The organism is Bradyrhizobium sp. CCH5-F6 (genome assembly GCF_001556045.1).
Classification (GTDB): domain Bacteria; phylum Pseudomonadota; class Alphaproteobacteria; order Rhizobiales; family Xanthobacteraceae; genus Bradyrhizobium.
Map to the genome: position 1 here is coordinate 17678 of NZ_LSIC01000215.1, position 25308 is coordinate 42985.

Genomic DNA, 25308 nt, shown 5'->3' on the forward strand with positions numbered 1-25308 from the left:
CATCAGCATCATCGCGGTGCACAATCCCAGCGCGATCGTGCGTATCGCCAAGTGTTCGCTCATCCACGTCAAATCCAGCGTGTGCAAACTCTAGTCGGCGTCAAAGATATGGTGGTAGTAGCGGGCTGTTTCGCGGCAAGTGGAGATGTGTGGGACGCGTGCGATGTTCCGCGGCGCCTTATATGCGGAGCACAATTCCGCGAAACCGCCGTCAAATCCCTAAACGATCACCACACCATCCGGATTGCATGACGGTCACGCCGCTCGAACTCTCTACGCGATGACATGGCCGGTGCAGATGAGCGGCGTGGGCCGCCGCGCCGTTCCTCGCGAAAGAATCCAGGAGAAATGGATGAAGTTGGTCAAGACATCGATGATCGCATGCGCGCTATCGGCTCTCGTTGCCACGCCCGTTCTCGCGCAAGGCGCGCCATCTGCCACGACAGGCGGCGCCGTGCAGAGCAAACCGATGCAAGGCAGCACGATGGGCAGTGGCGACGAAGAAATGAGTTCTCAGCCAAGCGCGGCGGGTGAGAAGACGGGAATGAAGTCGACCAAAGGCACCAGGGGCACGGTCGGCACCACGGGCAGCGCTGCGCGGAAGGGGGCGGCCGACGATTCCACATCGGGTGGGGCGGCTCCATCCAAGCGTTACTAGCTCCTCGGGAGCAATAGCAGAACTCCGGCCGCGTCGCGGCCGGAGTTTTTTTGGCTGTCTCGTGGGCCAAGCTAGTCGTCGAAGCGGCCGCCCCGTCCGGCCTTGATGTCGCTGCGGCGCTTCTTGCCCTCCAGCCGGCGCTGCTTGGAGCCGAAGGTCGGCTTGGTCGCGCGCCGCGGGATCGGCCGCACCATGGCCTCGCGCAGCATCTCCGTAAGGCGGTCGATGGCGTCCTGCCGGTTGCGTTCCTGGGTACGGAAGCGCTGGGCATGGATGACGATGACCCCGTCCTTGGTCATGCGCTGGCCGGCGATGCGGGCGAGCCGGATGGCAGCGTCCTCCGGCAAGGTCAGCTTGCGCGTGTCGAAACGCAGCTGTGCGGAGGTCGCGACCTTGTTGACGTTCTGACCGCCCGGGCCGGAGGCACGGACAAAGCCGATCTCGATGTCGTCCTCGTCGATGACGAGATCGCGGGATATCCGCAGCATGATGGCACCATCCGTGATCTCCGGACATATCGCGGACGTCCGGCTTCGGCAATGGCATCTGCAAACGCAAATGGCCGGGACGAGCCCGGCCATTCAGGAAAGTTGAGCGGACGTCAGTTCGACTTGGTCGCCGGTGCGGCCGGCTGCGCGGCGGCCTGCGGGGTACGGCCGACGACGACGGTGAGGAGGCCTTGGCCCCACAACCGCTTGGCCGCGGCCTTGGCGTCATCCAGCGTCACGGCGTCGACGATGGCATTGCGCTTCTCGATATAGTCGATCGGCAGCTTGTCCTGCTGATATTGCAGCAGCGCCTGCGCCAGCTTGGAGGAGGTGTCGAGCGCCAGCATCTGCGAGCCCTTGAGGTAGGACTTGGCCTCGTCGAGCTCCTTCTGCGTCGGGCCCTCCTCGGCCATGCGGCGCACCTCCTTCTCGATGGCGTCGACGGTGTCGCCGGCGCGGTCGGCGCGCGTGCCGGTGTTGCCGATGAAGAGCGCCGAATGCTCCATCCAGAGCAGCGATTCGAACACCGAATAGGCCAGCCCGCGCTTCTCGCGGACCTCGCGATAGAGCCGGGAGGACAAGCCACCGCCGCCGAGGATGTGGTTGACGACATAGGCCGCCATGAAGTTCGGATCGTTGCGCTTCACCCCGGGGCCGCCGAAGGTGATCACGGTCTGCGGCACGTCGAGCGTCACGAAGGCGCGTTGCGGCGGCTTCGATGCCTCTATGTCGGGGACCGGCACGAGATTGGCCTTGGCAGGCAGGCTACCGAACGTGTGGTCGAGCAGCTTGCCGAGGGTCGCCGGATCGACGTCGCCGACGACCGCGATCTTCAGCCCATCCTTGGCGAGGACGCGGCCGACATAGTCCTTCATGTCGGCGACCGTGATGGTCGGCACGCTGTCGAGGTTGCCGTTGGTCTGCCGGCCGTAAGGATGATCGCCGAAGGCGACCTCCAGGAACTTGCGGCTCGCCAGCGAGGTCGGATTGGTGGTCTCGCGACGCAGGCCAGAGATGACTTGCGAGCGGATGCGTTCGACGTCGGCGGTGTTGAAATGCGGCGAGGTCAGCGCGCCCTTGAGCAGGTCGAAGGCCTCATCCTTGTTGTCGCGCAGCATGCGCAGGCTGCCGCGGAACGTGTCGCGCGTGGCGTTGAAGGAGAGCTCGATGGCACGGCGGTCGAGCCGTTCATGGAACGTCTTGGAGTCGAGATCGCCGGAGCCTTCGTCGAGGAGATCGCCGACCAGATTGGCGACGCCGGGCTTGTCCTTGGGATCCTGTGACGAGCCGCCGGCAAAAGAATATTCCATCGCGATCAGCGGCACGGTTGCGTCCTGCACGAACCAGGCTTCGATACCGCCGGGCGAGACCAGGCGCTGGATCTTTGCGGCGGCCTGTGACGGCGAGACCGCGGCGAGCGCGAGCGCCGCGCCGGTGGCAAGGGAGAATGCGACGCGTCGAAGGAATAGATAGGTCACGAGCGCTTCTCCTCGCGTTTGGCAGCGGCGGTGTCCTTGATCAGATAGCCGGTCACCGAGCGCTTCTTCTCGAGCCATTTCTGCGCAACGGCGCGAACCTGCTCGGCCGTGACGGAGCGGATACGATCGGGCCAGCTCCTGATGTCCTCGATCGAGAGGCCCGTCGTCAGCGCGCCGCCGTACCAGCGCGCCAGCACCGCCTGATTGTCCTGAGCGTAGATCGCTTCGGCGATGAGCTGGGTCTTGACCCGTTCCAGATCCTCGGCGCGGATCGGGTTCTGCGCAACGCTTGCAATGACGCCGTCGACCGCCTGCTCGACTTCTGCGAAGCTGACGCCGGGTTTCGGCGCGGCCGAGATCGCGAATTGGGTCGGGTCGAGCGAGATGCTCGAATAGCTGGCGTTGGCGGACACCGCGAGCGGCTTGTCGACGACGAGCGCGCGGTAGAGATAGGAATTGCTGCCGCTGCCCATCAGCTGCGCCAGCACGTCGAGAGCCGCGCTCTCGCCCGCCGCAGCGGTGGTCGCCGAGGGGACGAGATAATAACGCCGCATGCTCGGCTGCTCGACGCGCGGGTCGGCCAGGGTGACGGTGCGCGGGGCGGTCGGCTCAGGCTCCTGGGGACGAACGCGCCGCGCGGGAATGGCGGGCTGCGCCGGGATGGAGCCGAAATTGCGCTCGACCAGCGGGCGGATCTCGGCGGCGTCGACGTCGCCCGCGATCACCAGGATCGCATTGTTCGGCGCGTAGAAGCGGCGGTAGAAGGCGAGCGCATCCTCGCGATCGAGCTTCTCGATCTCCTGATGCCAGCCGATCACCGGACGTCCATAGGGATGGTTGAGATAGAGCGCGGCCATGATCTGCTGGTTCAGCCGCGCATCCGGATTGTTGGCGACGCGCATGTTGTACTCTTCGAGCACGACGTCGCGCTCGGGCAGCACGTTCTCGTCCTTGAGGATCAGGCCGGTCATGCGGTCGGCCTCGAATTCCATCATGGTCGGCAACTGCTCTTTCGGCACACGCTGGTAGTAATTGGTGTAGTCGACCGAGGTCGAGGCGTTCTCGTTGCCGCCGACGCGAAGCACGGTCTGGGAAAATTCTCCGGCCGGATGCTTCGAGGTGCCCTTGAACATCAGATGTTCGAGGAAGTGCGCGAGCCCGGATTTGCCGGGCGTCTCGTCCGCCGAGCCGACCTTGTACCAGATCATCTCGGTGACGACCGGGGTGCGGTGATCCGGGATCACCACGACCTGCATGCCGTTGCTGAGCGTGAAGCTGGCGGGCGGAGCCGATGTTACCGTGGTCTGGGCGAGGGACGCGCCGGCTGAGAGGACACTCGTCGAAAGCAGCGCGGCAAGGAGGCAGGCAGCCGATCGGTGAGAGGACATCATGATCCTTTTGAAAGGCCGAGCCCGGATGTCCGGCTCGGAGGCACGGCATGCTACACCGTGCGGCTGAGGCTTCGCGTCACGAAGCAGAGAACGCAACTCTTGGGCAAGTTACTGATAGGCAATATACGGCTGCGCCGGGCCTGCAGGCAGACTCCTGCGCCGGCTTCGCTTTGGGCAGGTTGTCGCAGTGGACGGAACGCTATTGTTCCTTATCCTTGCCGGACATGATGTCGTAGTACATCCGCCGCGATTTGTCCGGTCCAGCGCCATAGGCGTAGTTCGGCGACGGCGTCTGGTAGCCCGGCGGCGGCTCGACCAGCGACTGGCGCGGCGGCTCCGACGTGAACGGCTTGGACTCGGTGCCGTTGCCGCCCTTCATCATGTTCCACAGACCACCGGTGAAACCGAGCTCGGCGGGGCTCAGCGAGGGGTTGCTGTTGGTGCCCGGCTGAATCGGATCGTTGCTCGTGCGGGGCGCTGCGGCGACCTGGCCGGACTTCATCTCGGCGGGCGTCAGCGGCTGGGCGGCCTGCCAGTTCTCCGTTGCCTTGGTGGCCTTCTTCCGCGCGGCGATGGCCTCCTTGCGGCGCTTTTCTTCGGGGTCCTTGGGCCAGTTAGGTGCAGCCTTAACTTCGGTCGCAGGCGGCGGCAGATCGAGCTTGGGCGGCACGACCAGCGGCGAGCGCTCGCGGTATTCGATGCCCTTCTTCTCCATGCTCTTGGCACCGATGCCGGACATCAGATTATCGATGAGCCTCTCTTCGAAGGTCATATCGTCTTCCTCGTCATCGTCAGCGGCGCGAGCCGCGCCGGTCGACATGACGAGACCGATGCCGAGCGCGACAGCGGACAACTTCAAAACCCGCCAGAACCCCCATCGGGTGTCTCGAACCATCGAACCGCTGGTCTTCGAGCTGCGCATCACTTTACCTGTTCCATATTGTGGCAGATTGCCGCTCGCTTGCGGCTCCAACCGTCGCACAAGCAGGTTCCGCCTGCCGGTCCGTATCGGCCGGGATCAGGGCGCTTTTGCGGCGGGTGCTCCCAGAAAGGAATCATACAATAGCGCTGCCACCCCAGCAACGATGGCCACATCGGCGAGGTTAAACACATACCAATTATAGGTTTTTCCAGCGATCTCGATGTGAAACAGGGCGAAATCGACCACCGCGCCATAGGCCAGACGGTCGATGCCGTTACCGAGGGCGCCGCCGATGATCAGGCCGAGCGCGACGGTCGCAAGCATGGTGTGCGAGCGGGCCATCCAGATCGCCAGCGCGACCACCGCGATACCTTTGACGGCCATCAGCGCCAGCTGTGCCGCCTGGCTGTCGTTCTGGAGCCAGCCGAAGCTGATGCCGATGTTCCAGGCCAGCACCAGGTCGAAGAACGGCGTCACCCGAACTGCGCCACGACGGGCGAGTTCGAACACGTTCAAGAGCCAGAGCTTCGAGGCCTGGTCGGCCGCCAGCGTGACCAGGGCCGTGAGGATGCCGGCGCGGAGCGGGGTCATGGTCGGGGATCAGACGCTCACCCCCAGCGCCTTCCATTCGCGCAGCGCCTTCGCATCGCGAGGGGTGACGTCGGGATATTCGGGGTCTTCGCCGACCATCGGCGAAATCTTCCAGGAGCGGGCGCATTTGGTGCCGACCGCCTTCTCCACCACGACCGCGACGCCGGGCACGGCATCGAGACGGAACGCCGAAGCCGGCGCCTCGCCCTCCCGTACCTCGTAGTTCGAGGTGATGCAGATCTCGGCGAGATCGGTGTCGAACAGCATCATCAGCATGTCGCGGTCGGCGACATAGATCACTGGCGAGGCTTCCAGCGAGGAGCCGATGTTCTTGGCCGCGCGTTCAAGCTCGAGCGCCCCGGTGACGACGCGGCGAACGTTGCGGATCGTCTCCCACTTTGCGGCGAGCTTGTCGTCGCGCAGGTCTTCGAGATCGGTCGGGAACAGTGTCAGATGCACGGACGGCTCGGCGTCGGGCCGGTACATGCGCCATGCTTCCTCCGCGGTGAAGCTGAGGATCGGCGCCAGCCATTTCAGGATCGAGGCGCACAACAGGTCGATGGTCGTCAGCGCGGCCTTGCGCGTCAGGGACGACGGCGGGTCGCAGTAAAGCGTGTCCTTGCGGATGTCGAAATAGAACGCCGACAGCTCGCTGTTGAGGAAGGCGGACAGGATCGCGACAACGCTCTTGTAGTCGAACTCCCGATAGGCCTTGCCGATCGCGGCGGCGCGCACCGCGAGCTCGTGCAGCATCAGGCGCTCCAGCTCGGGCATCTCGGCGGGCGTGACCGCGTCGGCCGGCTTGTAGTGATGCAGCGTGCCCAGCATCCAGCGCACGGTGTTGCGCAGCTTGCGATAGGTCTCGACGGTGTTCTTCAGGATCTCGGGTCCGATGCGCTGATCGTCGGTGTAGTCGCAGGACGCGACCCAGAGCCTCAGGATGTCGGCGCCGGACTCCTTGATGACCGCCTGCGGCTCGATGGTGTTGCCGAGCGACTTCGACATCTTGCGGCCGTCCTCGGCCTGGGTGAAGCCGTGGGTCAGCACGATGTCGTAGGGCGCGCGTCCGCGCGTGCCGCAGCTTTCCAGCAGCGAGGAGTGGAACCAGCCGCGGTGCTGGTCCGAGCCTTCCAGGTACATCACCGTGTCGGTGCCGCCGTCGACCTTGCGCTTGATGCCTGATAGCCCCGGGAAATGCACGGGGGCTTCGAGCACGAAGGCGTGGGTCGAGCCGGAATCGAACCAGACGTCGAGAATGTCGTCGACCTTCTGCCAGTCTTCGTTCGCGCGCGCCCCGAGGAAGCGCTCGCGTGCGCCCTTCGCGTACCAGGCGTCTGCGCCTTCTTTCTCGAAGGCCTCGCCGATGCGCGCATTGACGGCCTCGTCCTGGAGGATCTCGGCGGAGCCGTCGCCCTTCTCGCGCACGAACACGGCGATCGGCACGCCCCAGGCGCGCTGGCGCGAGATCACCCAGTCGGGGCGGGCCTCGATCATGCCGTTGATACGGTTCTCGCCCGAGGGCGGCACCCATTGCGTCACCGAGATCGCGTGCAGCGCGCGGGCGCGCAGCGTGTCGCCGCTCTGGGTCTTGCCGCCCGTCGCGATGTCCGTAGCCCCGGCTTTGCCCGGGGCGTCCACAATCGGCTTGTCCATCGCGATGAACCATTGCGGCGTATTGCGGAAGATCACCGGCTTCTTGGAGCGCCAGGAGTGCGGATATTGATGCTTCAGCCGGCCGCGCGCGAGCAGCATGCCTTTTTCCACGAGCGCCTTGATCACGGCCTCGTTGGCATCGCCCTTCTCGCCCTTGTCATTGATGACGCGCTTGCCGACAAAGCCCGGCGCATGATCGGTGTAGGCGCCGTTCTCGTCGACGGTGTAGGGGATCGCGGTGTTGATGCCGCGCGCATCGAGGTCGCGCCCCTGCGCCATCCAGACATCGAAGTCCTCCCGGCCATGGCCGGGCGCAGTGTGCACGAAACCGGTACCGGTATCGTCGGTGACGTGGTCGCCGGGCAGCAGCGGCACGATGAAGTCGTAGCCGCCGGCAAGCCCCTTCAGCGGATGAGCGCATTCGATCGCGTCCATCGTGTCGCCGGGAACCTCGCGGACCTTCTCATAGGCCGTCACGCGTGCCTGCTTGAACACCTCAGCCGCGAGCGCGTCGGCGAGGATGAGGAGATCGCCGGTCTTGGCCCAATTGTCGGCAGGCGCGTCCGTGACCTTGTACAGGCCATAGGCGATCTTCGGTGAGAAAGAGATGGCGCGGTTGCCGGGCAGGGTCCAGGGCGTGGTGGTCCAGATCACGACGCTTGCGGAGGAGAGCGCACCGTGCGCGGGCGAGGTCACCGGGAATTTCACCCACACCGTATCGGAGGTGTGGTCCTCGTACTCCACTTCGGCTTCGGCCAGCGCGGTCTTCTCGACCACGCTCCACATCACCGGCTTGGAGCCGCGATAGAGCGTGCCGTTGGCGGCGAACTTCATCAGCTCGCGTGCGATCTGGGCTTCGGCGGGATAGCTCATGGTGGCGTAGGGATGGTCCCAGTCGCCGATCACGCCCAGGCGCTTGAACTCCTCTCGCTGCACGCCGAGCCAGTGGGTGGCATAGGCGCGGCACTCTTTCCGGAAATCGATCATCGCGGCGCTGTCGCGGAAGTCGGGCTTCTGCTTGCCCTTCTTGCGGTAGTGCTCCTCCTCGACCTTCCACTCGATCGGCAGGCCGTGGCAGTCCCAGCCCGGCACATAGTTGGAATCGAAGCCGAGCATCTGCTGGCTCTTGGTGACGAGATCCTTCAGGATCTTGTTCAGCGCCGTGCCGATATGGATGTTGCCGTTGGCGTAGGGCGGGCCGTCATGCAGCACGAACTTGGCGCGGCCCTTCGCGCTTTCGCGCAGCTTTTCGTAGAGGCCGATGTCGTACCAGCGCTTGAGGATCTCCGGCTCGCGCTGCGGCAGGCCCGCACGCATCGGGAATTCGGTCTGCGGCAGGAACAGGGTCTTCGAATAGTCTTTGGCTTCGGACTTCTGGGACTTTTGCGGCTTTTCGGACATGAGGCTGACTGGCTCGGAAGGGCGCGGAAAACGGATGGCGATAGGGTAATCGCGGGGTGAAACGACGACATCCCGGTCTTGCGCCGAGCCCTCAGGCTCAGGCGGAAGCCGGGCCGCTAATCCCTATGATGCGCCGCGCAAACATGCGGCTCTCCATAGCAGGGGGCCAAGGGAAGCGCAAAGGTTCGGGTGGCCCGGTTTCGGGCTCAATCGACGATGCCCAGCCTCGGAAAGGCGTCCGGGGCGGCGGCGAGCATGGCGCGGGCGCGGGCGGAATCGTCGTCCATCTGGCGGATCAGGGCCTCCAGGCTGTCGAATTTCAGCTCCTCGCGGATGAAGCCGATGAAGGCGCAGTCGAGGAGCTGCCCGTAGAGGTCGCCCTTGAAGTCGAACAGGAAGATCTCCAGGAGCGGGGCGCCATTGTCGAAGGTCGGGCGGCGGCCGAAGCTGGCCACCCCGTCCAGACGCTCGGTGCCCCGGCCGACCCGCACCGCGTAAATGCCGTGCTTGAGGCCGCAATTGGCATCCAGGCGGATATTGGCCGTGGGATAGCCGAGATCGCGGCCGCGCTTTTCGCCATGGATGACCTCGCCGGTGATGAACCAGGGCGCGCCCAGCATGGTCGTGGCTTCGTCGAGCTGGCCCTCGGCGAGGGCGATCCGGATCGCGCTGGAGGAGACGGGACGCTCGTCGATATCGACATGCGGCTGCACGTCGACCTCGATGCCGAGCCGGGGCGCCTCGTTGACGAGGAGGCTCGGCGAGCCGACCCGTCCCTTGCCGAAATGGAAGTCGTAGCCGACCGCGATGCCGCTGACGCCGAGACGCCCGATCAGGTCATGGTGAATGAAATCTTGCGCGCTGGTACCGGCACGCGCCTTGTCGAAGGTCATGACCACGGCGCCGGCGAGCCCGGTGCCGGCCAAAAGCCGCAGCTTGGCCCGCTCGTCCGTCAGGCGGAATTGTGGGGTGTTGGGGCTGAAAAACCGCCGCGGATGCGGCTCGAAGGTCAGAGCCAGGGCAGGGCGGCCATGCGTCCGGCCCATCTCCAGGGCTGCCGCGATCACGGCCCGATGGCCAAGATGAACGCCGTCGAAATTGCCCATGGCGACCACGGCGCCCCTCGGAATCGCGGAATCCGGCGTCGTATCGCGGATAACGGTAAAAGGCGGGGGCATCAGGGGAATTCTCGAAGGGGCAGGACCGGCCCGGACCGTGGCGCGACCCGCCCGGCGAAGTCAAGCGGTGGGAGTGCGGACATCGAACGCGCGATTTCAGTCCTTTGGGGGCGTCCGCAGTTAACGCGCTGTTTAACGCCTTGATGCTAGTCCTTGAGACGTGGAACTGCCGGGCTCCGGCCAGGCAGGTCCGGTCCTAATATTCCTGGTTTGCGTTGGGGGAGTCGAGATGGCGGTTGATTTGTCGATGCCGGTTCTGGTGGTGGATGACTACAGCACCATGATCCGTATCATCCGGAATCTGCTGAAGCAGCTTGGCTTCGAGAACATCGATGATGCCAGCGACGGTTCGGCAGCGCTGAACAAGATGCGCGGCAAGAAATACGGGCTCGTGATTTCCGACTGGAACATGGAGCCGATGACGGGCTACGATCTCCTGCGCGAAGTCCGCGCGGATCCGAACCTCGCCACCACGCCGTTCATCATGATCACGGCGGAATCGAAGACCGAGAACGTGATCGCGGCCAAGAAGGCCGGTGTGAACAATTACATCGTCAAGCCGTTCAACGCGGCGACGCTGAAGACCAAGATCGAGGCGGTCTTCCCGGACATGGCGAGCGCGTAAGGCGCACGCTGAAGCTTTCAGCTCGATCGGAAGGCCCGGGCTTGTCCCGGGCTTTCTGCGTCATTCCGGGTCCAGTGCTGCGCGCTGCCCCGGATTGGCGATCAGATCACCACTTCAATTCGCGCATCAGCGCCTTCGGCGGGTGGCCGAACAATTCCAGCACCGAATTCGGATCGAGCTGGTCGAGGCCTTCGAACTCCTCGGCATGGATGCCGCGGGTCACGAACAGGCAGTCGATGCCGAATTCGCGCGCGCCGGTCAGGTCGGTGCGGACGGAGTCGCCGATCGCAAGCACCTTTTTCCGGTCGATCTGGTAGCCTTGGCGTTCTCCGGCGAGCGCCATCGCGCGCTCGTAGATCGGCCGGTGCGGCTTGCCGTAGAAGATCACCTCGCCGCCGAGCTCGCGGTAGAGTTCCGCGATCGCGCCGGCGCAATAGATCAGCCGGTCGCCGCGTTCCACCACGATGTCGGGGTTGGCGCAGACCAAGGTCAGCTTGCGCTCGCGCGCCTTCAGCATCATGCCGCGATAGTCTTCCGCCGTCTCGGTCTCGTCGTCGTAGAGGCCCGTGCAGACGATGTAGTCGGCTTCCTCCAGCGGCGCGGTCACCGCATTGAGGCCGCGGTAGATCGAGCTGTCGCGCTCGGGGCCGAGCCAGAACATCTTCCGGCCGGGATGCTCGGCGACATAGAGCCGCGTCAGGTCGCCTGACGATACGATCGCGTCATAGGTCTCATCGGGGACACCGAGCTTGCGCAATTGCCGCTGCACGGAGTCGGCCGGACGCGGCGCGTTGGTGATCAGGATCACCGTACCGCCGCGGCTGCGATAGGTGTGCAGCGCCTCGCACGCTTCGGGAAAGGATTCCAGCCCGTTATGGACGACGCCCCAGATGTCGCTGAGCACGACGTCAACACCGCCCACGAGCTCGCGCAGGCCTTCGGCAAAATGCAGCGTGGTCATGATGTGCGCGGCCGATCAGATGCGGCGCGCAAGCGCCGCGTTGCCGGTGATGCGTTGTGGCGGAGGCGCAGAGGACGTCGCGCCTGAGCTGGGTGTGCCGGAGCCATGAGGTCCCTGAATGTCTTTCGCCTGGTTCGGCGGCGCCCCGGCGGTAGCAGATGCCCCCTCCGGTCGCAATGGCCGCGGCGGCGCGAACAGGAACCCCTGTCCGAACCGCACGTCATAGTCGAGCAGGTCCACGACAGCGCGCTCGCCTTCGATCCGCTCGGCGATCAGGTCGATGCCGAAGCGGCCGAGCAGGTCGGAGAGATCGGATGGGTGGATGTCCGAGGTCGAGGCCTGCCTGGGGTCGAGCAGCAGCGTGGCCGGCACCTTGATGAAGCGCACCCCGCGATCGGCCAGCTCGCGCGGCTCGATGCGCAGATCCGTGACATGGTCGATCGAGAAACGGAAGCCGCGCTGGGCGAGCGCCGCGAGATTCTCGGTCTCGGCCGGGCCGAGATTGCGGAACGTCGACTGCTTGAACTCCAGCACCAGCGAGGGCGCCAGCGCCCGATTGGCTTCGAGGAAGTCGAGGCATTGCGCGAAGGTGGTGGAATTGCCGAGCGTGGAGGCCGCGACGTTGCAGAACACGCCGACGTCCTTGTTGCGCACCATCAGGCGCCGCAGCACCTGCACGCAGCGCAGCATCACCATGTTGTCGATGCGTCCGATCAGGCCAGAGGCCTCTGCGATGCCGATGAATTCCTCGGCGGCGATCAGCTGGTCGCGCTCGTCGCGCAGGCGCGTCACCGCCTCGTAGAACCGCACCTTGCGTTGCGGCAGCGTCACCATCGGCTGCAGGAATATGTCGACGCGGTTCTCGTCGATCGCATTGCGCAGCGTCGCCAGCAACTGGGTCTGGTTGCGTCCATTGGCGGTCTGAACCGGGTTGGCGGCTTGAGCCTGAACCGCGGGCGCCGGCCGTGGCGGCGGTGCGGAAAGCGGCGGCGGGGCGACCGGCTTCTCCTCCAAGGGGGCAGCCAGATCGATCTGCGTCTCTGGCTCAGGCCTCGCGACCGGGGCGGGAGCCGGCGCGTTGCCGGCCAGCAGATCCTCATGGGCCGACACGGTGGTGGCGAGCTGCCTCACCAAACCGCCCAGTTCGTTGATCTCGCCGATGACCGACTGGATGCGGTCGGAGTTGGTCGAATTGGACGAGGCGATGCGGCCCTCGATGGCGGCAAGCCGGCGGCCGAACTCGGCCACCTGGCGAGCGAGGTCGGCGGTGCCCCGCGAGAGGTCGGCGATCTGGCCACCGACGTCGCTGCGGTCGCGCATCCGCATCGACACCGCGTTGTAGAGGATCAGGAAGGTCAGCGCGGTCAGCGCCACGATGGCCGATTCCGTTCCACTGATGCCGGCGACCGAATAGAGCACGAGCCCGAGCGAGGCCGCGACCAGGACCATGCAAATGGCGATGAAGATCGTCGAAATGCGAATCATGCCGCGCGTTCGCCTCAAGAGCTGACTGCCTCACCCGGGAAAACACGGGTCGCGTTCGAACCCGTCGCGCCTCATGCTCCCCCAAGCGTGCAAGACCCTAACATCATTTGTTGATTCGAGGGGATAGTGACTGTCCGGCAGCCTGCGTCAGGCCCGCCGCCTCTGTCCGTCGGGAAATCAAGGCGCTCTCAGCGTAAAATAACGCCGCTCTCAAGGCCAGCGAGCCGCATGCGTCCTATCCTCCCGGCGTTTTCAACCCCAGGAGATTGCCCATGTCGACATCCGCAGCCCTCAAGCAGCCCATAGCCCAGCCCGACCTTGCCGCCGTCAAGCAGCGCCAGCACGGCGCCTGGTCGTCGGGCGACTATGCCGTTGTCGGGACCACCTTGCAGATCGTCGGCGAACAGCTCTGTGAGGCGATCGACCTGCGCGCCGGCAGCAAGGTTCTCGATGTCGCCGCCGGCAACGGCAATGCGACGCTGGCGGCGGCGCGGCGCTGGTGCGACGTCACGTCCACGGACTATGTGCCGGCGCTGCTCAAGCGCGGGCAGGAGCGCGCGGCGGCCGAACATCTCATGGTCGAGTTCCGCGAGGCGGATGCCGAGGCCTTGCCGTTTGCCGACGCCAGCTACGACGTCGTGCTCTCGACCTTCGGCGTGATGTTCACGCCGGATCAGGACAAGGCCGCCTCCGAGCTCGCGCGGGTCTGCAGATCCGGCGGCAAGATCGGTCTCGCCAACTGGACGCCGCAAGGTTTCATCGGCCAGCTGTTCAAGACCATCGGCAAGCATTTACCGCCGCCCGCGGGAGTGAAGTCGCCGGCGCTCTGGGGCACGGCGGCGCGACTTGAAGAGATGTTCGCAAGCCAGGCCTCCGAGATCGCCGCCGAGCCGCGCATGTTCGTGTTCCGCTATCGCTCGCCGGACCACTGGCTCGAAATCTTCAAGGCCTTTTACGGGCCTACGTTGAAGGCGTTTGCCGCGCTCGACGAGAACGGCCAGGCCGCGCTGAAGCGCGATCTCCTGGCGCTGCTCGAGGAGTTCAACCACGCCGACGACGGCACGATCGTGGTGCACAGCGAATATCTGGAAGCCGTGATCACCAAGCGCTGACATCGCCTGAGTGGGTCAGGCCGGCCTCCGGCCTGACCGCCACCCATCAAAATGGCGCGGTGGCGCCGACCGTGTCGGCCGAGACGGCCTCGCGGCTGCCAAGCGGCCTCTCCCGCCCGGTGGTCGTGTCGCGCAGCGTCTGCCGCTCGATCTCCGAATTCAGCTCGGCGCCGAACATGATGACGATCGCCGACATCCACATCCAGGTCATCAGGCCGATCGCGGCGCCCAGAGAGCCGTAGGTCGCGTTGTAGTTGGCGAATTCCGAGAGGTACCAGGACAGCAGGGCCGAACCGGCGATCCAGAGGATCGCTGCGGTCAAGGCGCCGAGGCTCAGCCATTGCCAGCGCGGCGCGTCGCGACTGGGCGCGAAGCGGTAGAGGATGGCGAGCGCCACCAGCAGGATCAGGAACAGCAGCGGCCATCGCGCCAGCGCCACGATCAGCTTGCTTTCGGGCGCCATGCCGAGATGATTGAGTGCGAGCGGGAAGGCGACGACGGCCCCTACCATCAACAGCAGCGCCACGATGCCGCCGATGGTGAAGGCCAGCGACACCATGTTCAGTCGGATGAAGCTGCGCTTCTCGCGTTCCTCATAGGCGACGTTGAGGGCGTCGAAGATCGCCTTGACACCGGCATTGGCGCTCCAGATCGCTAGCAGCAGCCCGAAGATGAAGGTGAGCCCAAGCGTCGTACTGCCGTTCGACACCACGCGCGCGACCTGCTCCTCGACGATCTGGAACGAGCCCTCGGGCAGCATGGTCGCAAGCGTGTGCAGATTGGCGCTGATCGTCGCGGGATCGGCGAACAGGCCGTAGGAGGAAACGAGCGCGGTGACCGCGGGGAAGATCGCGAGCAGCCCGAAAAACACGACGCCCCCGGCCGTCGCGAGCAGGCGATCCTCGTCGGTACGCTGATATGTCCGCCAGAAGATATCCTTCCAGCCCGCCCAGGGGATATCGAACGGATTTTTCGCCCGGCGGCCCCGGCCGGGCTGCATTGCCGCACCGGCCGGGTGCGTTTCCGGTGAATTCGCATCGCCCTTGCGACGCTCTTGCGGGGGCCCCGGCCGGATCAGGCCGGAGTCCTGAAAGTAGCGCTCCGCCGTCAGCACGAATACGGCCGTGGCCGCCACCAGCAGCCAGGAGTCGATCTGTTCGGAGCGCCGCGCCAGCATTCAGGCGTCCAATCTTCGACCGTGACGCCTTCGTCGCGCCGCCGTGAACCCCGCCAGTCCAATCGCCGCGAGCATCAGGCCGAGCTGCACGGGCCGGTTGGTGCGAACGGCCCGGGCCATGCTGCCGTGGCCACGCTCGCCTGGTGCGAGCGGCACCAGAGGAATCGTCGTAGCGACTTCCTTGACGGCCTGCTTGACAGTTCCGCGCGGGATGCGCGGGGTGGCGATCGCAACCCGCATCCGGCTGGCAAGCGGCACGATCGCCTTGGTCGGTCGTTTCATCATCGCCATGGCGACGCCGGCGCAAATCGCGGCCAGCACCAGCAGCACTGCGCCGACGGCACCAAACCCCCAGAATTGCCCGTAGGTGATCGCGATCCAGCGGTAGAGGGCGATCAGGCCGACGAAGAAGGTCGCGACCACGAACAGTCCGGCCACGGCGAACAGGCCGGCCGCGACCGCATAGGAGGTCACGCGTCCGGTCGCCTGGCTGGTGCGGTCGCGCAGATACGACTGCATGGCGCGCTTGAGATGGTTGAGCTTGAGCGCCATGCCGGCGCGCAGCATTTCGCCCGATGGCGCGAGCATGCGGTCATCCTCCGAGAGTGAGAACCTGGTCGGGGATGAACGTGGCGGTATTTGACTTGTTCCGACGGAGCGTGATCCGTCGGGCTGAATCAGCCGAGATCGGCGGCTGCGATCCAGAACACCTCGCCCTCGGAATCTTCGGTGTCCAGCCAGAGCAGCGGCAGTTCCGGGAAGGCTTCGTCGACCAGCTCGCGGCCCCGACCGATCTCGCAGATCAGCCCGCCGTCCGGCGTCAGGTGATCGGGCGCATCGCGCAGGATGCGGCGTATCACGTCCAGACCGTCGGCACCGCCGTCGAAGGCGAGCTTCGGCTCGGCCCGGCACTCCGGCGGCAACGCCGCCATGCCTTCGGCATCGACGTAAGGCGGGTTCGTGATGATCAGGTCGTATCTGTTGTCGCCGAGCGGGGCGAACAGGTCGCCGCGATAGAGGGTGATCCGGTCCTCGAGCCCGTATGCGCCGACATTGCGCGCGGCGACTTCAAGAGCACCCCTGGAGACGTCGACGGCGTCGACCGTGGCATTCGGGAAATGATGCGCGGCGAGGATGGCGAGGCATCCCGATCCCGTGCAGAGGTCGAGCACGCGCGTGACGGCCGTGGGGTCGTCGATCAGCGAGCCGGCCTCGCCCTCGCTGCCGAAATGCGTGTCCAGCAACTCGCCGATGAAGGAGCGCGGAACAATGACGCGCTCGTCGACATAGAAGGGCAGGCCGCGCATATAGATCTTGTTGACGAGATAGGCGGCCGGCTTGCGTGTGGTGACGCGCTTGTTGATCAGGTCGAGCAGGATCTTGCTCTCCGCGTCCGTGACGCGGGCATTGGCGAAGACCTCGAACTGTTCGGGATTGAGATGCAGCGCCTCGCAGACCAGGAAGGCGGCTTCCGCGACCGGATCGGTGGTGCCGTGGGCAAAAGCGAGCCTGGCTTCGACGAAACGGCTTACCGCGTAGCGGACGAAGTCGAGCAGCGTGAGAAGCTCGCCGCGCCCGACTTTCGCAAGCTTCGGCGCGGCGCGGCCGCGCGGTGCTCTTTTGGAGGTTTTTGCCATCAGGATTTCGTCCAGCGCGCGGCGGCTTCGTCGTCGCGGGCGTGGGCTTCGACCCAGCCCGTGCCGGTGGCGCTCTCTTCCTTCTTCCAGAACGGCGCACTGGTCTTGAGATAGTCCATCAGGAACTCGGCCGCCTGGAACGCTGCCTGTCGGTGCTGCGAGGCGGTCAGTACCAGCACGATGTTCTGTCCCGGCATGAAGCGGCCGACGCGGTGGATCACCGTGATGCCGTTGAGCGGCCAGCGCGAAATGGCCTCGTCGGCATGACGCCTGATCTCTTCCTCGGCCATGCCGGGATAATGTTCGAGCGTCAGCGCGGCGACCTTGCCGCCGTCATCGTCGGCGCGGCAGATGCCGGAGAAGCTCACGACCGCGCCGATGTCGGTGCGGCTCTTGGTCAGGATCGCGATCTCGCGCGCGATGTCGAAATCGTCTTCCTGGATGCGGATGGTGACGGGGCAGGTCATGGTCTAGCCGCTCCCACACCTCTCCCACAGGGAGAGGTCGCGCCGAAGGCGCGGGTGAGGGAATCCGCACGCTCATACGCTGGTCTGTTCCAGAACATCTGCCTAGCCGCCGGTCATCGGCGGGAAGAACGCGATCTCGCGAGCGCCCCCGATGGCGGCGTCCTGCTTGACATGGGCGTGATCGATCGCGGCGCGGATCACCTTCGGCTTCTCGAAGGCGTAAGCGTAAGCCTCGCTTCGGCCGGACAGCCAGGCGATCAGCTCTTCGACGGTGCGCACGTTCGCGGGCGGCTCGATGGTCTCTTCGGCCTTGCCGACGCGCTCGCGCACCCAGGCGAAATATTTCACCTTCATCCCTCGTCCTCCTTGATGAGGTGATGGATGCCGGCGCGGAAATAGTCGTAGCCGGTGTAGATGGTGAGGATCGCCGAGGCCCACAGCAGCGCCAGACCGATCATCGAGACGACGGGCACCACCTGGTCGGCGGCCGGACCGGCGAGCAGGAAGCCGATCGCGACCAGCTGGACCGTGGTCTTCCACTTCGCAAGCTTGGTCACCGGGACGCTGACGCGGAGCGCGGCGAGATATTCGCGCAGGCCCGAGACCAGGATCTCGCGGCACAGGATCACGATGGCGGCCCACAACGACCAGCCATGGATGATGCCGTCCGCGGCGAGCATCAGCAGGCAGGAGGCGACCAGCAGCTTGTCGGCGATCGGATCGAGCATGCGGCCGAATGCCGATTGCTGATTCCAGATCCGCGCGTAATAGCCGTCGAGGTAATCGGTCACCCCGGCCGCGATGAAAATGCCGACCGCGAGCCAGCGCAGCCAGAGCGGCTGATCCAGGATAGACTGCGCATAGATGCATCCCACCACGACCGGGATCGCGGCGATCCGGCCATAGGTCAGGATGTTGGGGAGGGACATCGCGCGGCTGGTCGTCCCTCGTGTCGTGGCGATGTTCATTCGTCCTACCAATACCGCTCGAGCCTGAACGTCAACCGTTCCGCTTCCCAGATGGGGTGCGGGATACGACGACCATATGACTGCGGTCCCCTTTAATTCACCCCGGCTGGGGATGGAAATACTCGAAAATCCTGCGGGCGCTCTCGGCGCTCACCCCCGGAACCTTGCCGAGATCGGCGATCGAGGCCCGTTCGATCTCCTTCAGGGTCCCGAAGTGATGCAGCAAGGCACGTTTGCGTGACGGGCCGATGCCCGGGATCTCCTGCAAACCGGCCTCGCGGATGTCCTTCTTGCGCAGCTTGCGGTGCGAGCCGATGACGAAGCGGTGGGCCTCATCGCGCAGACGCTGGATGAAATAGAGCACGGGATCGCGCGGCTCGAGCTTGATGGCTTCGCGGTCCGGCATGAACAGGGTCTCGCGGCCGGCATCCCGGTCCGGCCCCTTGGCGACCGACATCAGCGACACCTGGGTCAGGCCGAGATTTGCAAAGATCTCGCGGACCGCGTTGAGCTGCCCACGGCCGCCGTCGATGATCACGAGGTCCGGCCATTGCGGGAAGTCGTCGTCCTTCCTGGCTGCCCCATCCTCGGGCGGATTGATCAGGCGCTTGAAGCGGCGTTCCAGCACCTCGCGCATCATGGCGTAGTCGTCGCCGGGCGTCAGTCCTTCCGACTTGATGTTGAACTTGCGGTACTGATTCTTCACGAAGCCATCGGGCCCCGCGACGATCATCGCACCGACCGCATTGGTGCCCTGGATATGGCTGTTGTCGTAGACCTCGATGCGCTTGGGCGGGTGCGGCAGGTTCAGCGTCGCGGCCATGGCGTCCAGCAGGCGGCTCTGCGTCGCGGTGTCCGCGAGCTTGCGGCCGAGCGCCTCGCGCGCATTGGTCAGCGCGTGGGTGACCAGCTCCTTCTTCTCGCCGCGCTTGGGCGCAGTGACCTCGACCTTGTGCCCGGCCTTGATCGACAGCGCGTTGGCGAGCAGCTCGCACTCCTCGATCTCGTGCGAGAGCAGGATGTTCCTGGGCGGCGGCTTGTCGTCGTAGAACTGGGCAAGGAACGAGCCGAGCACTTCATCAGGCGTATAGGTCTTTTCCGCACGCGGAAAATAGGCGCGGTTGCCCCAGTTCTGGCCGGTGCGGAAGAAGAACACTTCGACGCAGGAGAAGCCGCCCTCCTGGTGGATGGCGAACACGTCGGCCTCTTCGACCGTGCGCGGATTGATGCCCTGCTGCGACTGGATCGCCGACAGGGCGGCGAGGCGGTCGCGGTAGAGTGCGGCGCGCTCGAATTCGAGCTCATTGGCCGCTTTCTCCATCTCGCCAGCAAGCTCCTGCTTCACCGCGTGGCTCTTGCCGGACAGGAAGTCGCTCGCCTCGCGGACGAGCGTCGTATAGCCCGGAAAATCGATCTCGCGGGTGCAGGGGCCGGCGCAGCGGCGGATCTGATGGAGCAGGCACGGCCTTGTGCGGCTCTCGAAGAAGGAGTCGGTGCACGATCGGATCAGGAACGCGCGCTGCAGGGCGGTGATGGTGCGGTTCACGGCGCCGGCGGACGCGAACGGGCCGAAATAGCGTCCCGGCCGGGTCTGCGCGCCGCGATGCTTGAGGATCTGCGGCGCCCAATGGTCGCCGGTGATCAGGATGTATGGAAACGACTTGTCGTCGCGCAGCTGCACGTTGAAGCGCGGCCGCAGCTGCTTGATGAGATTGGCTTCCAGCAGCAGCGCTTCGGTCTCGGTGGTGGTCGAGACGATCTCCACGGTCACGGTCGCGGCGATCATGCGCAGGATGCGCGCCGGCTGCGGCGCACTCTGGCGCGCGTAGTTGGACAGGCGCTTTTTGACGTTCTTGGCCTTGCCGACATAGAGCACGTCGGCGTTCGCATTGAGCATGCGATAGACGCCGGGCGAGGTGGGAGCGAGCCGGACCGCGCGCTCAATCGCCTCGTGGCCGGTCGCCAGCGGCTCCCCGCCGACCGAGCCGCTCTCTTCGAGGATATCCGGCAGGAGCGCCTCGTCCTCGTCGTCGGCGCCCGCTGCCGCGGGATCGAGGTCCGGCGCTGCCAGCTCGGGCGGCGCGTCGCTCGCAGCAGCCTGCGGCAACTTGCGCGCGCGGTCGTCCGGATTGTCGGAGGAATCGTGAACCATGGAGGGAATTTAGGCGCTGGGGGTGCCGATTTGAAGTTCCGCCCACGCGGCACGCACAGGATGGGCGGCGAGTTCCCGGTAACGCTTGCTTAAGCCTGTTAACAGCGCAGTAACCCGGCTTAACAGCCCTTTAACTTAAAACTCTCGATAAATCCTACGCGAAAAGTTCGGGGTTCCGTAACCTTGCGACGGGGCCGGCGCGGCGGCGCGGGTCATCGCAACGGATTGCGGCAGTTGCGTTGGAGTGTGTGATGAAGAGGCTCGTTGTGGGCGCGGCCGCGTTGGTTGCCGCCGGCTGGACAGCTTCGGCAAAGGCCGCCGATCTCAATTACGGGCAGCGTGCGCCCTATACCGTCAATCAGCCGCTCAATGCCTATAGCTGGGCCGGCCCGTATCTCGGCGGCAACATCGGCTATGAATGGGGCTCGGTCGACAACAACCCCTCGAAGCCATCGGGCTTCGTCGGCGGTGTGCAAGCCGGCTACAATTTCCAGAATGGCCCGTGGGTGTTCGGTGTCGAGGGCGACATCCAGGCGACCGGCGCCGACGACACCTTCGCGCCGTGGAAATTCTCCAACCCGTGGTTTGGCACCCTGCGCGGCCGCGCGGGCTATGCGTTCAGCAACGTGCTGTTCTACGGTACCGCCGGCCTCGCCTTCGGCGAGCTGCGCGGGCAGACCTTCGGCTGGACGGAGTCGCACACCACCGCGGGCTGGACCATTGGCGCCGGCGCGGAAGTCGGCCTTGCGTCGAACTGGAGCGTCAAGCTCGAATATCTCTACATCGATCTGTCGACGAGCCAGTTCGCAATCACGGGCGTGTCAAACGGCTACAGCGCCAGCGTCGTCCGCGCAGGCGTGAACTATCGCTTCTGACATATCGAGAAGAAAATATCGGATCAGCCTCCCGGCCGTTCGCGGCCGGGATTTTTTTGCGTCGGGCGCGCCGAGGCATGATCGGGAAAACTGCGCAGCGGTCTTCCGGAAAGATCATGCTCAACCAACAACCTCAAGCGCGATGACGATACATCCAGATCGCATCGCGCCTTAGGAGAGGATTACCAGATTGACCGCCTTCGGCCCCTTCCCCTTCTTGTCCGGCTCGACTTCGAAAGTAATACGCTGTCCTTCGGCAAGGTCCTTCAGTCCCGCCCGCTCCACAGCGGTGATGTGAACGAAGACGTCGCGACCGCCGTCGTCAGGCTTGATGAAGCCGTAGCCGCGCTCGCCGTTGAAGAACTTGACCGTTCCCGTCATGGCCATCGGGAAACTCCCCCTCATTGCTCCTCCGTCGTGACGCAGACTCACGTCACGACATGACCGGGCCTTACGGAGCCCGGGAGCTGGCCATCCTTGGACGGACCTCATCGGTCCGGCGGGATCTTTCTTAGGGCCTTCACTCCGCCGCAACCATTCGCGGAAGCGGAACGTAAAGCCAGTCACGGAAACAGCATAATACGGTTCGTCGCAGATTGACTACCGTTCCTGCATATTTTTCCCAAGAATGCCGGAGCGTTATGGCCTCGGCATCTCCAATCGGAATCTGGCAGCTCCACCCTGGCCGAGCGGCATTTCCAGCTCGGGCAGGATGGTCTTGAGCTCGCCGTGCAGCGTATACGGCGGGTTGACGATCAGGAGACCCGTGGAGGTGAGGGCGGCGCCATCGAGCTGCGGCGCGACGCTGAATTCGAGGCGCAGACATTTCCCGGGCGGTTTTGCTGCAGCTGCGAGCCGCGCGACGGTTTGGGCCAGCGTGTCGGTGGCACGCCGGTTCTTGGCCGGATACCAAATTACGTAGATACCGGTCGGCCATTTTGCGAAGGCCGCCGAGAAGGCTTCGCCGAGCCGTTCGAACTCGTCCTTCGCCTCGAAGGGCGGATCGATCAGCACGAGGCCGCGCCGCTCCTTCGGCGGCACGAAGGCCGGCAGCGCCATCCAGCCGTCGAGATCGACCACACGCGCCTGTTCGTCGCGGCGCAGTACGTCGATCAGCGCTTTCCGCGCCTTCGGCTCGATCTCGCAGGCGACGAGGCGGTCCTGCGGCCGCAGCAGGCCGCGCGCGATCAACGGCGAGCCCGGATACGCCTTGAGCTCGCCTTTCGGATTGAAGGCGCGCACGATGTCGAGATAGGGCTTGGTCAGTGCCGCGGTCTCGTTCGACAGGCGTGCCTGCATCAGCCGCGCGATGCCGGTCAGCCACTCGCCACTGCGGCGCGCCTCGTCGCTGTCGAGGTCGTAGAGCCCGGCGCCGGCATGGGTGTCGATGACGCGGAACGCCGCCGGCTTGTCCTGCAGATAAGTGAGGATGCGCGCCAGCACGATGTGCTTGATGACATCGGCGAAGCTGCCGGCGTGGAAGGCATGACGGTAGTTCATGGCCGAGAGTTACGACATCGCGCGGTGAAAGTAACTCCCGTCATTCCGGGTGTGGTGCGCAGCACAGGGCCCGAAATCGATTTTGCCACGTACGGGGGCGATCGATCCGGGCTCGCACTTCGCGCGCCCGGAAGATGGCCGGCCTAGCCGCCCCTGATCGGCGGCATGGTCACCTGCTCGCGGCGGCAGGCGCGGCGCTCGATCTCGTCGCAGGCGCGGAATTGCAGGTCCTTGTTGAGGCAGATGCGAACCTCGGAGAGCCGCGTCCGGTTGCAGGTGACCGAGACGGCGGCGTTGCTCAGACCCGGGTTGGCCTTGATGAAGGCCTCCTCGACCTCCGCCGGCGCCACGGTCTTGGCCTGCGACAGATCGAGATAGTCGGCCGGGATCTTGATCGCGGCGCGCGCTTTCCTGATCATCTCGAAATAGCTGCGGCCCTCGAGCCCGGAGCAGGTGCCATGCTTGTCCCATTCGTTGAAGATCAGGCCCGGCGCCGGCATCAAATCGAGCATCGAGGAGACGATGTTGCGGTTCAGCCGCGGCGCCGGCCGCCGGCAATATTCCGGAAAACCGTTCTCATATTGCGGCCACAGCCCATGCACCACGAAAGCGTAGGGCCGTCCGCCGCATTGCATCTGTGACCGGCCGCCGCGTTCGGCCGCCTCCTCGCAGAACGAAGGCGACCATGACAGCGCGAGCACGTAGAAATCGAACTCGCCCGGCGCGTTCTGTCGCTTGTCCTGGGCCTTGGCGCCACCGGCGAGCACGGCCAGCCCCGCGGCGAGAGTCAGCGAGATCATCAAGCGGGACAACGAACGCAATCTGGGATCAAACATGACGACGCCCCTCAACTAGACTGTGCATACAGCCTAGCAGGCAATGGGAACATTTCAAGAACAAAAATTCGTCGGCCGTCGTCTGCCGCCTCGATCCACCCGAATCAGGCGCCCTTCAAATCAAGGCTTGGCGGCCCGGCAGGCCGGATTGTAGGCCCAGTTGCGGTCAACCCCGACCACGCACCATTCGACACCGTCGCCGTAGCCGGCGAAGCCGCCGTCCTCGATGATCGAGAAGTGCACCTTGCGCACCTTGCCGTCATTGAGCATGGCGTCGCCGGTGCAGTAGCGGCGCGGAATGTTGTCGGACTGCCAGGGGCGGAATGCGACCTCGCGAACGGCAGAGAAAGCCGTGATCTTCAGCGACGAGTTCCAGAACGAGCTTTCCTTTTCCCAGAACTGGGTGGCGATCGTCGGTAGCGCCCGGTCGCAATCGGCGACCGCGCCGTCGTAGCGGGGGCCGTTCAGCCAGAAATTCAGCTCCAGCGGATTGGCGGCCCTGACCTCGCCGAACGACAGCGCCCCGAACATGAGGCCGAGCACGGCGGCAAAGCGGAGCGATTTCAGGGAGGGGGCGCGCATGATCAATCCGGACAGCTAAGGTCTTGCGAAGGTCGGACGGTGCCGCGAAGGCCGGGGGAGGTCAAGTGCAGCGCGGCAACACTTCGCCAGGAGTTGACCGGGACATGCCCGCTGACTGGCTTCGGTTCTTTTCACTTCCATCCCGGCACCGTACACTGGCGCTCAGCCAATTGGAGTGACGGGAATGCGAATCATTGCGGCCGCGGGCCTTCTTGCCCTGGGTATGATGGCGAGCCAGTCGGCGCGCGCCGATCTCCTTCCTGTGCCGCCGTTCAAGGGCAACGACACCGGCGGCATCATCGCCTATTCCATGGCGATGCAGGTCGATGCGCGCCAGGTCGCGGTCGATCATTGCGCGCGCTACGGCAAGGTCGTGAAGTTCCTCGCGGTGCAGCCCTCTGACGGCGGTTATGTCTCGTTCTCCTGCCGCTGGGTGCCCTATGGCGCCGCCGCGCAGCCGATCCGCACGCTCTACTGAGACGCTGTCGTAACGCCGCATTCTTTCGGCCGGGAGCCATCCACATGACGCGCAAACTCGCTTTGCTCGGCTCGACGCTTTGCCTTGCGTTGTCGGCAGGCAGCGCCAGCGCCGAGGATTTGCCGGTGCGCAAGGCCGGCCTGTGGGAAATGAAGCTGGTCACGACCGGCTCGCCCGTCCCTGAAATGACCATGCAGCACTGCACCGACGAGACCGTCGACAAGGAGATGAGCAACAACGTCTCTCCGATGGCCAAGCAGGTCTGCGCCAAGCAGGAGATCAAGAAGACCGCGACCGGCTATGTCAGCGATTCCGAATGCAGCGTCGCCGGCGTCAGCACGACCTCGCATGCCGAGATCACGGGTGATTTCAACTCGGCCTATACGGTGAAGACCACCTCGCATGCGAAAGGCGGCGTCGCCGGCGCGGCCGGCCGCGATGGAACCATGACGCTGCAAGCCAAATGGCTGGGCGCCTGCAAGCCGGATCAGAAGCCCGGCGACATCGTGATGCCCGGCGGCTTCAAGATGAACGTGCGCGACATGGACAAGCTGAAGGCGCTGCTGCCGAAGTAGGAGAGCAAGCGGCAGGGAGTCAGTGCGCTCCCCCTGTACCCCCACCCGGATCGCAAGAGCGATCTGAACTTCCTCCGAATGAGTGGACACCTGTAGTAGGCTCGTTGAGCCTGGAGGT

The 25308-nt window shown here is 65.1% G+C and carries 26 protein-coding genes; 6 read left to right on the top strand and 20 right to left on the bottom strand.

The features are described 5' to 3' along the window. The first annotated feature begins 352 nt into the window (after positions 1 to 352). On the top strand, positions 353 to 658 hold the full coding sequence (locus AX729_RS37405) for a hypothetical protein (RefSeq protein WP_061029909.1): 306 nt from the start codon (positions 353 to 355) through the stop codon (positions 656 to 658). A 71-nt stretch (positions 659 to 729) separates the two neighbouring features. Here AX729_RS37405 and arfB read toward each other — a convergent pair whose 3' ends face one another. The 7 genes from arfB to AX729_RS37440 form a co-directional block, all read right to left on the bottom strand. Then, the gene (arfB, locus tag AX729_RS37410) at positions 730 to 1146 is read right to left on the bottom strand and encodes an alternative ribosome rescue aminoacyl-tRNA hydrolase ArfB (RefSeq protein WP_061029863.1); all 417 of its coding nucleotides are present in this window, start codon (positions 1144 to 1146) and stop codon (positions 730 to 732) included. 113 nt (positions 1147 to 1259) lie between these two features. Continuing rightward, the gene (locus AX729_RS37415) at positions 1260 to 2624 is read right to left on the bottom strand and encodes a M16 family metallopeptidase (protein WP_061029865.1); all 1365 of its coding nucleotides are present in this window, start codon (positions 2622 to 2624) and stop codon (positions 1260 to 1262) included. Continuing rightward, positions 2621 to 4015 (bottom strand): M16 family metallopeptidase, encoded by a 1395-nt coding sequence (locus AX729_RS37420; RefSeq protein ID WP_502686937.1) that lies wholly within the window; start codon positions 4013 to 4015, stop codon positions 2621 to 2623. The genes AX729_RS37415 and AX729_RS37420 overlap by 4 nt, the downstream gene beginning before the upstream one ends. A gap of 199 nt (positions 4016 to 4214) precedes the next feature. Continuing rightward, positions 4215 to 4937 carry a hypothetical protein gene (locus AX729_RS37425; protein ID WP_061029867.1) on the bottom strand — a complete coding sequence of 241 codons (723 nt, stop codon included), beginning with the start codon at positions 4935 to 4937 and terminating at the stop codon, positions 4215 to 4217. 96 nt (positions 4938 to 5033) lie between these two features. Then, positions 5034 to 5528, bottom strand: a complete 495-nt coding sequence (gene lspA / locus AX729_RS37430) for a signal peptidase II (RefSeq protein ID WP_061029869.1) — start codon at positions 5526 to 5528, stop codon at positions 5034 to 5036. 9 nt (positions 5529 to 5537) lie between these two features. Continuing rightward, positions 5538 to 8582 carry an isoleucine--tRNA ligase gene (gene ileS / locus AX729_RS37435; RefSeq protein ID WP_061029871.1) on the bottom strand — a complete coding sequence of 1015 codons (3045 nt, stop codon included), beginning with the start codon at positions 8580 to 8582 and terminating at the stop codon, positions 5538 to 5540. A gap of 206 nt (positions 8583 to 8788) precedes the next feature. Then, positions 8789 to 9760, bottom strand: coding sequence for a bifunctional riboflavin kinase/FAD synthetase (locus tag AX729_RS37440; RefSeq protein ID WP_061029873.1), 972 nt, complete (start codon positions 9758 to 9760; stop codon positions 8789 to 8791). Positions 9761 to 9989: 229 nt separating this feature from the next. Between AX729_RS37440 and AX729_RS37445 the strand changes: the two genes are divergently transcribed. Continuing rightward, positions 9990 to 10385: a response regulator gene (locus tag AX729_RS37445; protein ID WP_008567674.1), complete on the top strand. Its 396-nt coding sequence runs from the start codon at positions 9990 to 9992 to the stop codon at positions 10383 to 10385. Between the two features lie 106 nt (positions 10386 to 10491). On the opposite strand, the gene AX729_RS37450 is transcribed toward AX729_RS37445, so the two are convergent. After that, complete coding sequence (locus tag AX729_RS37450) at positions 10492 to 11346, bottom strand: TIGR01459 family HAD-type hydrolase (RefSeq protein ID WP_061029875.1); 855 nt, start codon at positions 11344 to 11346, stop codon at positions 10492 to 10494. A 15-nt stretch (positions 11347 to 11361) separates the two neighbouring features. Continuing rightward, the gene (locus AX729_RS37455) at positions 11362 to 12831 is read right to left on the bottom strand and encodes an EAL domain-containing protein (RefSeq protein WP_061029878.1); all 1470 of its coding nucleotides are present in this window, start codon (positions 12829 to 12831) and stop codon (positions 11362 to 11364) included. 272 nt (positions 12832 to 13103) lie between these two features. Between AX729_RS37455 and AX729_RS37460 the strand changes: the two genes are divergently transcribed. Next, on the top strand, positions 13104 to 13943 hold the full coding sequence (locus AX729_RS37460; RefSeq protein WP_061029880.1) for a class I SAM-dependent methyltransferase: 840 nt from the start codon (positions 13104 to 13106) through the stop codon (positions 13941 to 13943). A 46-nt stretch (positions 13944 to 13989) separates the two neighbouring features. Here AX729_RS37460 and AX729_RS37465 read toward each other — a convergent pair whose 3' ends face one another. From AX729_RS37465 to uvrC, 7 genes are all read right to left on the bottom strand, one after another. Next, the gene (locus AX729_RS37465; protein WP_061029881.1) at positions 13990 to 15120 is read right to left on the bottom strand and encodes a YihY/virulence factor BrkB family protein; all 1131 of its coding nucleotides are present in this window, start codon (positions 15118 to 15120) and stop codon (positions 13990 to 13992) included. Beyond that, positions 15121 to 15708: a phage holin family protein gene (locus AX729_RS37470; protein WP_061029883.1), complete on the bottom strand. Its 588-nt coding sequence runs from the start codon at positions 15706 to 15708 to the stop codon at positions 15121 to 15123. A gap of 89 nt (positions 15709 to 15797) precedes the next feature. Then, on the bottom strand, positions 15798 to 16757 hold the full coding sequence (gene prmB / locus AX729_RS37475; RefSeq protein WP_061029886.1) for a 50S ribosomal protein L3 N(5)-glutamine methyltransferase: 960 nt from the start codon (positions 16755 to 16757) through the stop codon (positions 15798 to 15800). Further along, complete coding sequence (locus AX729_RS37480; protein WP_061029888.1) at positions 16757 to 17224, bottom strand: molybdenum cofactor biosynthesis protein MoaE; 468 nt, start codon at positions 17222 to 17224, stop codon at positions 16757 to 16759. Before AX729_RS37480 ends, prmB begins: the two co-directional genes overlap by 1 nt. A gap of 102 nt (positions 17225 to 17326) precedes the next feature. Continuing rightward, positions 17327 to 17578 (bottom strand): molybdopterin converting factor subunit 1, encoded by a 252-nt coding sequence (gene moaD, locus AX729_RS37485; RefSeq protein ID WP_061029890.1) that lies wholly within the window; start codon positions 17576 to 17578, stop codon positions 17327 to 17329. Beyond that, positions 17575 to 18192, bottom strand: coding sequence for a CDP-diacylglycerol--glycerol-3-phosphate 3-phosphatidyltransferase (gene pgsA / locus AX729_RS37490; protein ID WP_061029893.1), 618 nt, complete (start codon positions 18190 to 18192; stop codon positions 17575 to 17577). The genes moaD and pgsA overlap by 4 nt, the downstream gene beginning before the upstream one ends. Positions 18193 to 18289: 97 nt before the next feature. Beyond that, on the bottom strand, positions 18290 to 20344 hold the full coding sequence (gene uvrC, locus AX729_RS37495) for an excinuclease ABC subunit UvrC (RefSeq protein ID WP_061029895.1): 2055 nt from the start codon (positions 20342 to 20344) through the stop codon (positions 18290 to 18292). 251 nt (positions 20345 to 20595) lie between these two features. Here uvrC and AX729_RS37500 point away from each other — a divergent pair, with 251 nt between their 5' ends. Next, positions 20596 to 21219 carry an outer membrane protein gene (locus AX729_RS37500; RefSeq protein ID WP_061029897.1) on the top strand — a complete coding sequence of 208 codons (624 nt, stop codon included), beginning with the start codon at positions 20596 to 20598 and terminating at the stop codon, positions 21217 to 21219. A gap of 171 nt (positions 21220 to 21390) precedes the next feature. Here AX729_RS37500 and AX729_RS37505 read toward each other — a convergent pair whose 3' ends face one another. The 4 genes from AX729_RS37505 to AX729_RS37520 all read right to left on the bottom strand — a co-directional run bounded on the left by AX729_RS37505 (position 21391) and on the right by AX729_RS37520 (position 24137). Next, entirely contained in the window at positions 21391 to 21606 is a 216-nt protein-coding gene (locus AX729_RS37505; protein WP_008544396.1) for a cold-shock protein, read from the bottom strand. Between the two features lie 252 nt (positions 21607 to 21858). Beyond that, positions 21859 to 22719: a 23S rRNA (adenine(2030)-N(6))-methyltransferase RlmJ gene (locus tag AX729_RS37510; RefSeq protein ID WP_061029899.1), complete on the bottom strand. Its 861-nt coding sequence runs from the start codon at positions 22717 to 22719 to the stop codon at positions 21859 to 21861. A 143-nt stretch (positions 22720 to 22862) separates the two neighbouring features. Next, positions 22863 to 23555, bottom strand: a complete 693-nt coding sequence (locus AX729_RS37515; protein ID WP_061029900.1) for a ribonuclease T2 family protein — start codon at positions 23553 to 23555, stop codon at positions 22863 to 22865. A 120-nt stretch (positions 23556 to 23675) separates the two neighbouring features. Next, on the bottom strand, positions 23676 to 24137 hold the full coding sequence (locus AX729_RS37520) for a hypothetical protein (RefSeq protein ID WP_061029913.1): 462 nt from the start codon (positions 24135 to 24137) through the stop codon (positions 23676 to 23678). A 184-nt stretch (positions 24138 to 24321) separates the two neighbouring features. Here AX729_RS37520 and AX729_RS37525 point away from each other — a divergent pair, with 184 nt between their 5' ends. Further along, the gene (locus tag AX729_RS37525) at positions 24322 to 24615 is read left to right on the top strand and encodes a hypothetical protein (protein ID WP_061029902.1); all 294 of its coding nucleotides are present in this window, start codon (positions 24322 to 24324) and stop codon (positions 24613 to 24615) included. Positions 24616 to 24659: 44 nt separating this feature from the next. After that, entirely contained in the window at positions 24660 to 25190 is a 531-nt protein-coding gene (locus tag AX729_RS37530) for a DUF3617 domain-containing protein (protein ID WP_061029904.1), read from the top strand. Positions 25191 to 25308: the final 118 nt, after the last annotated feature.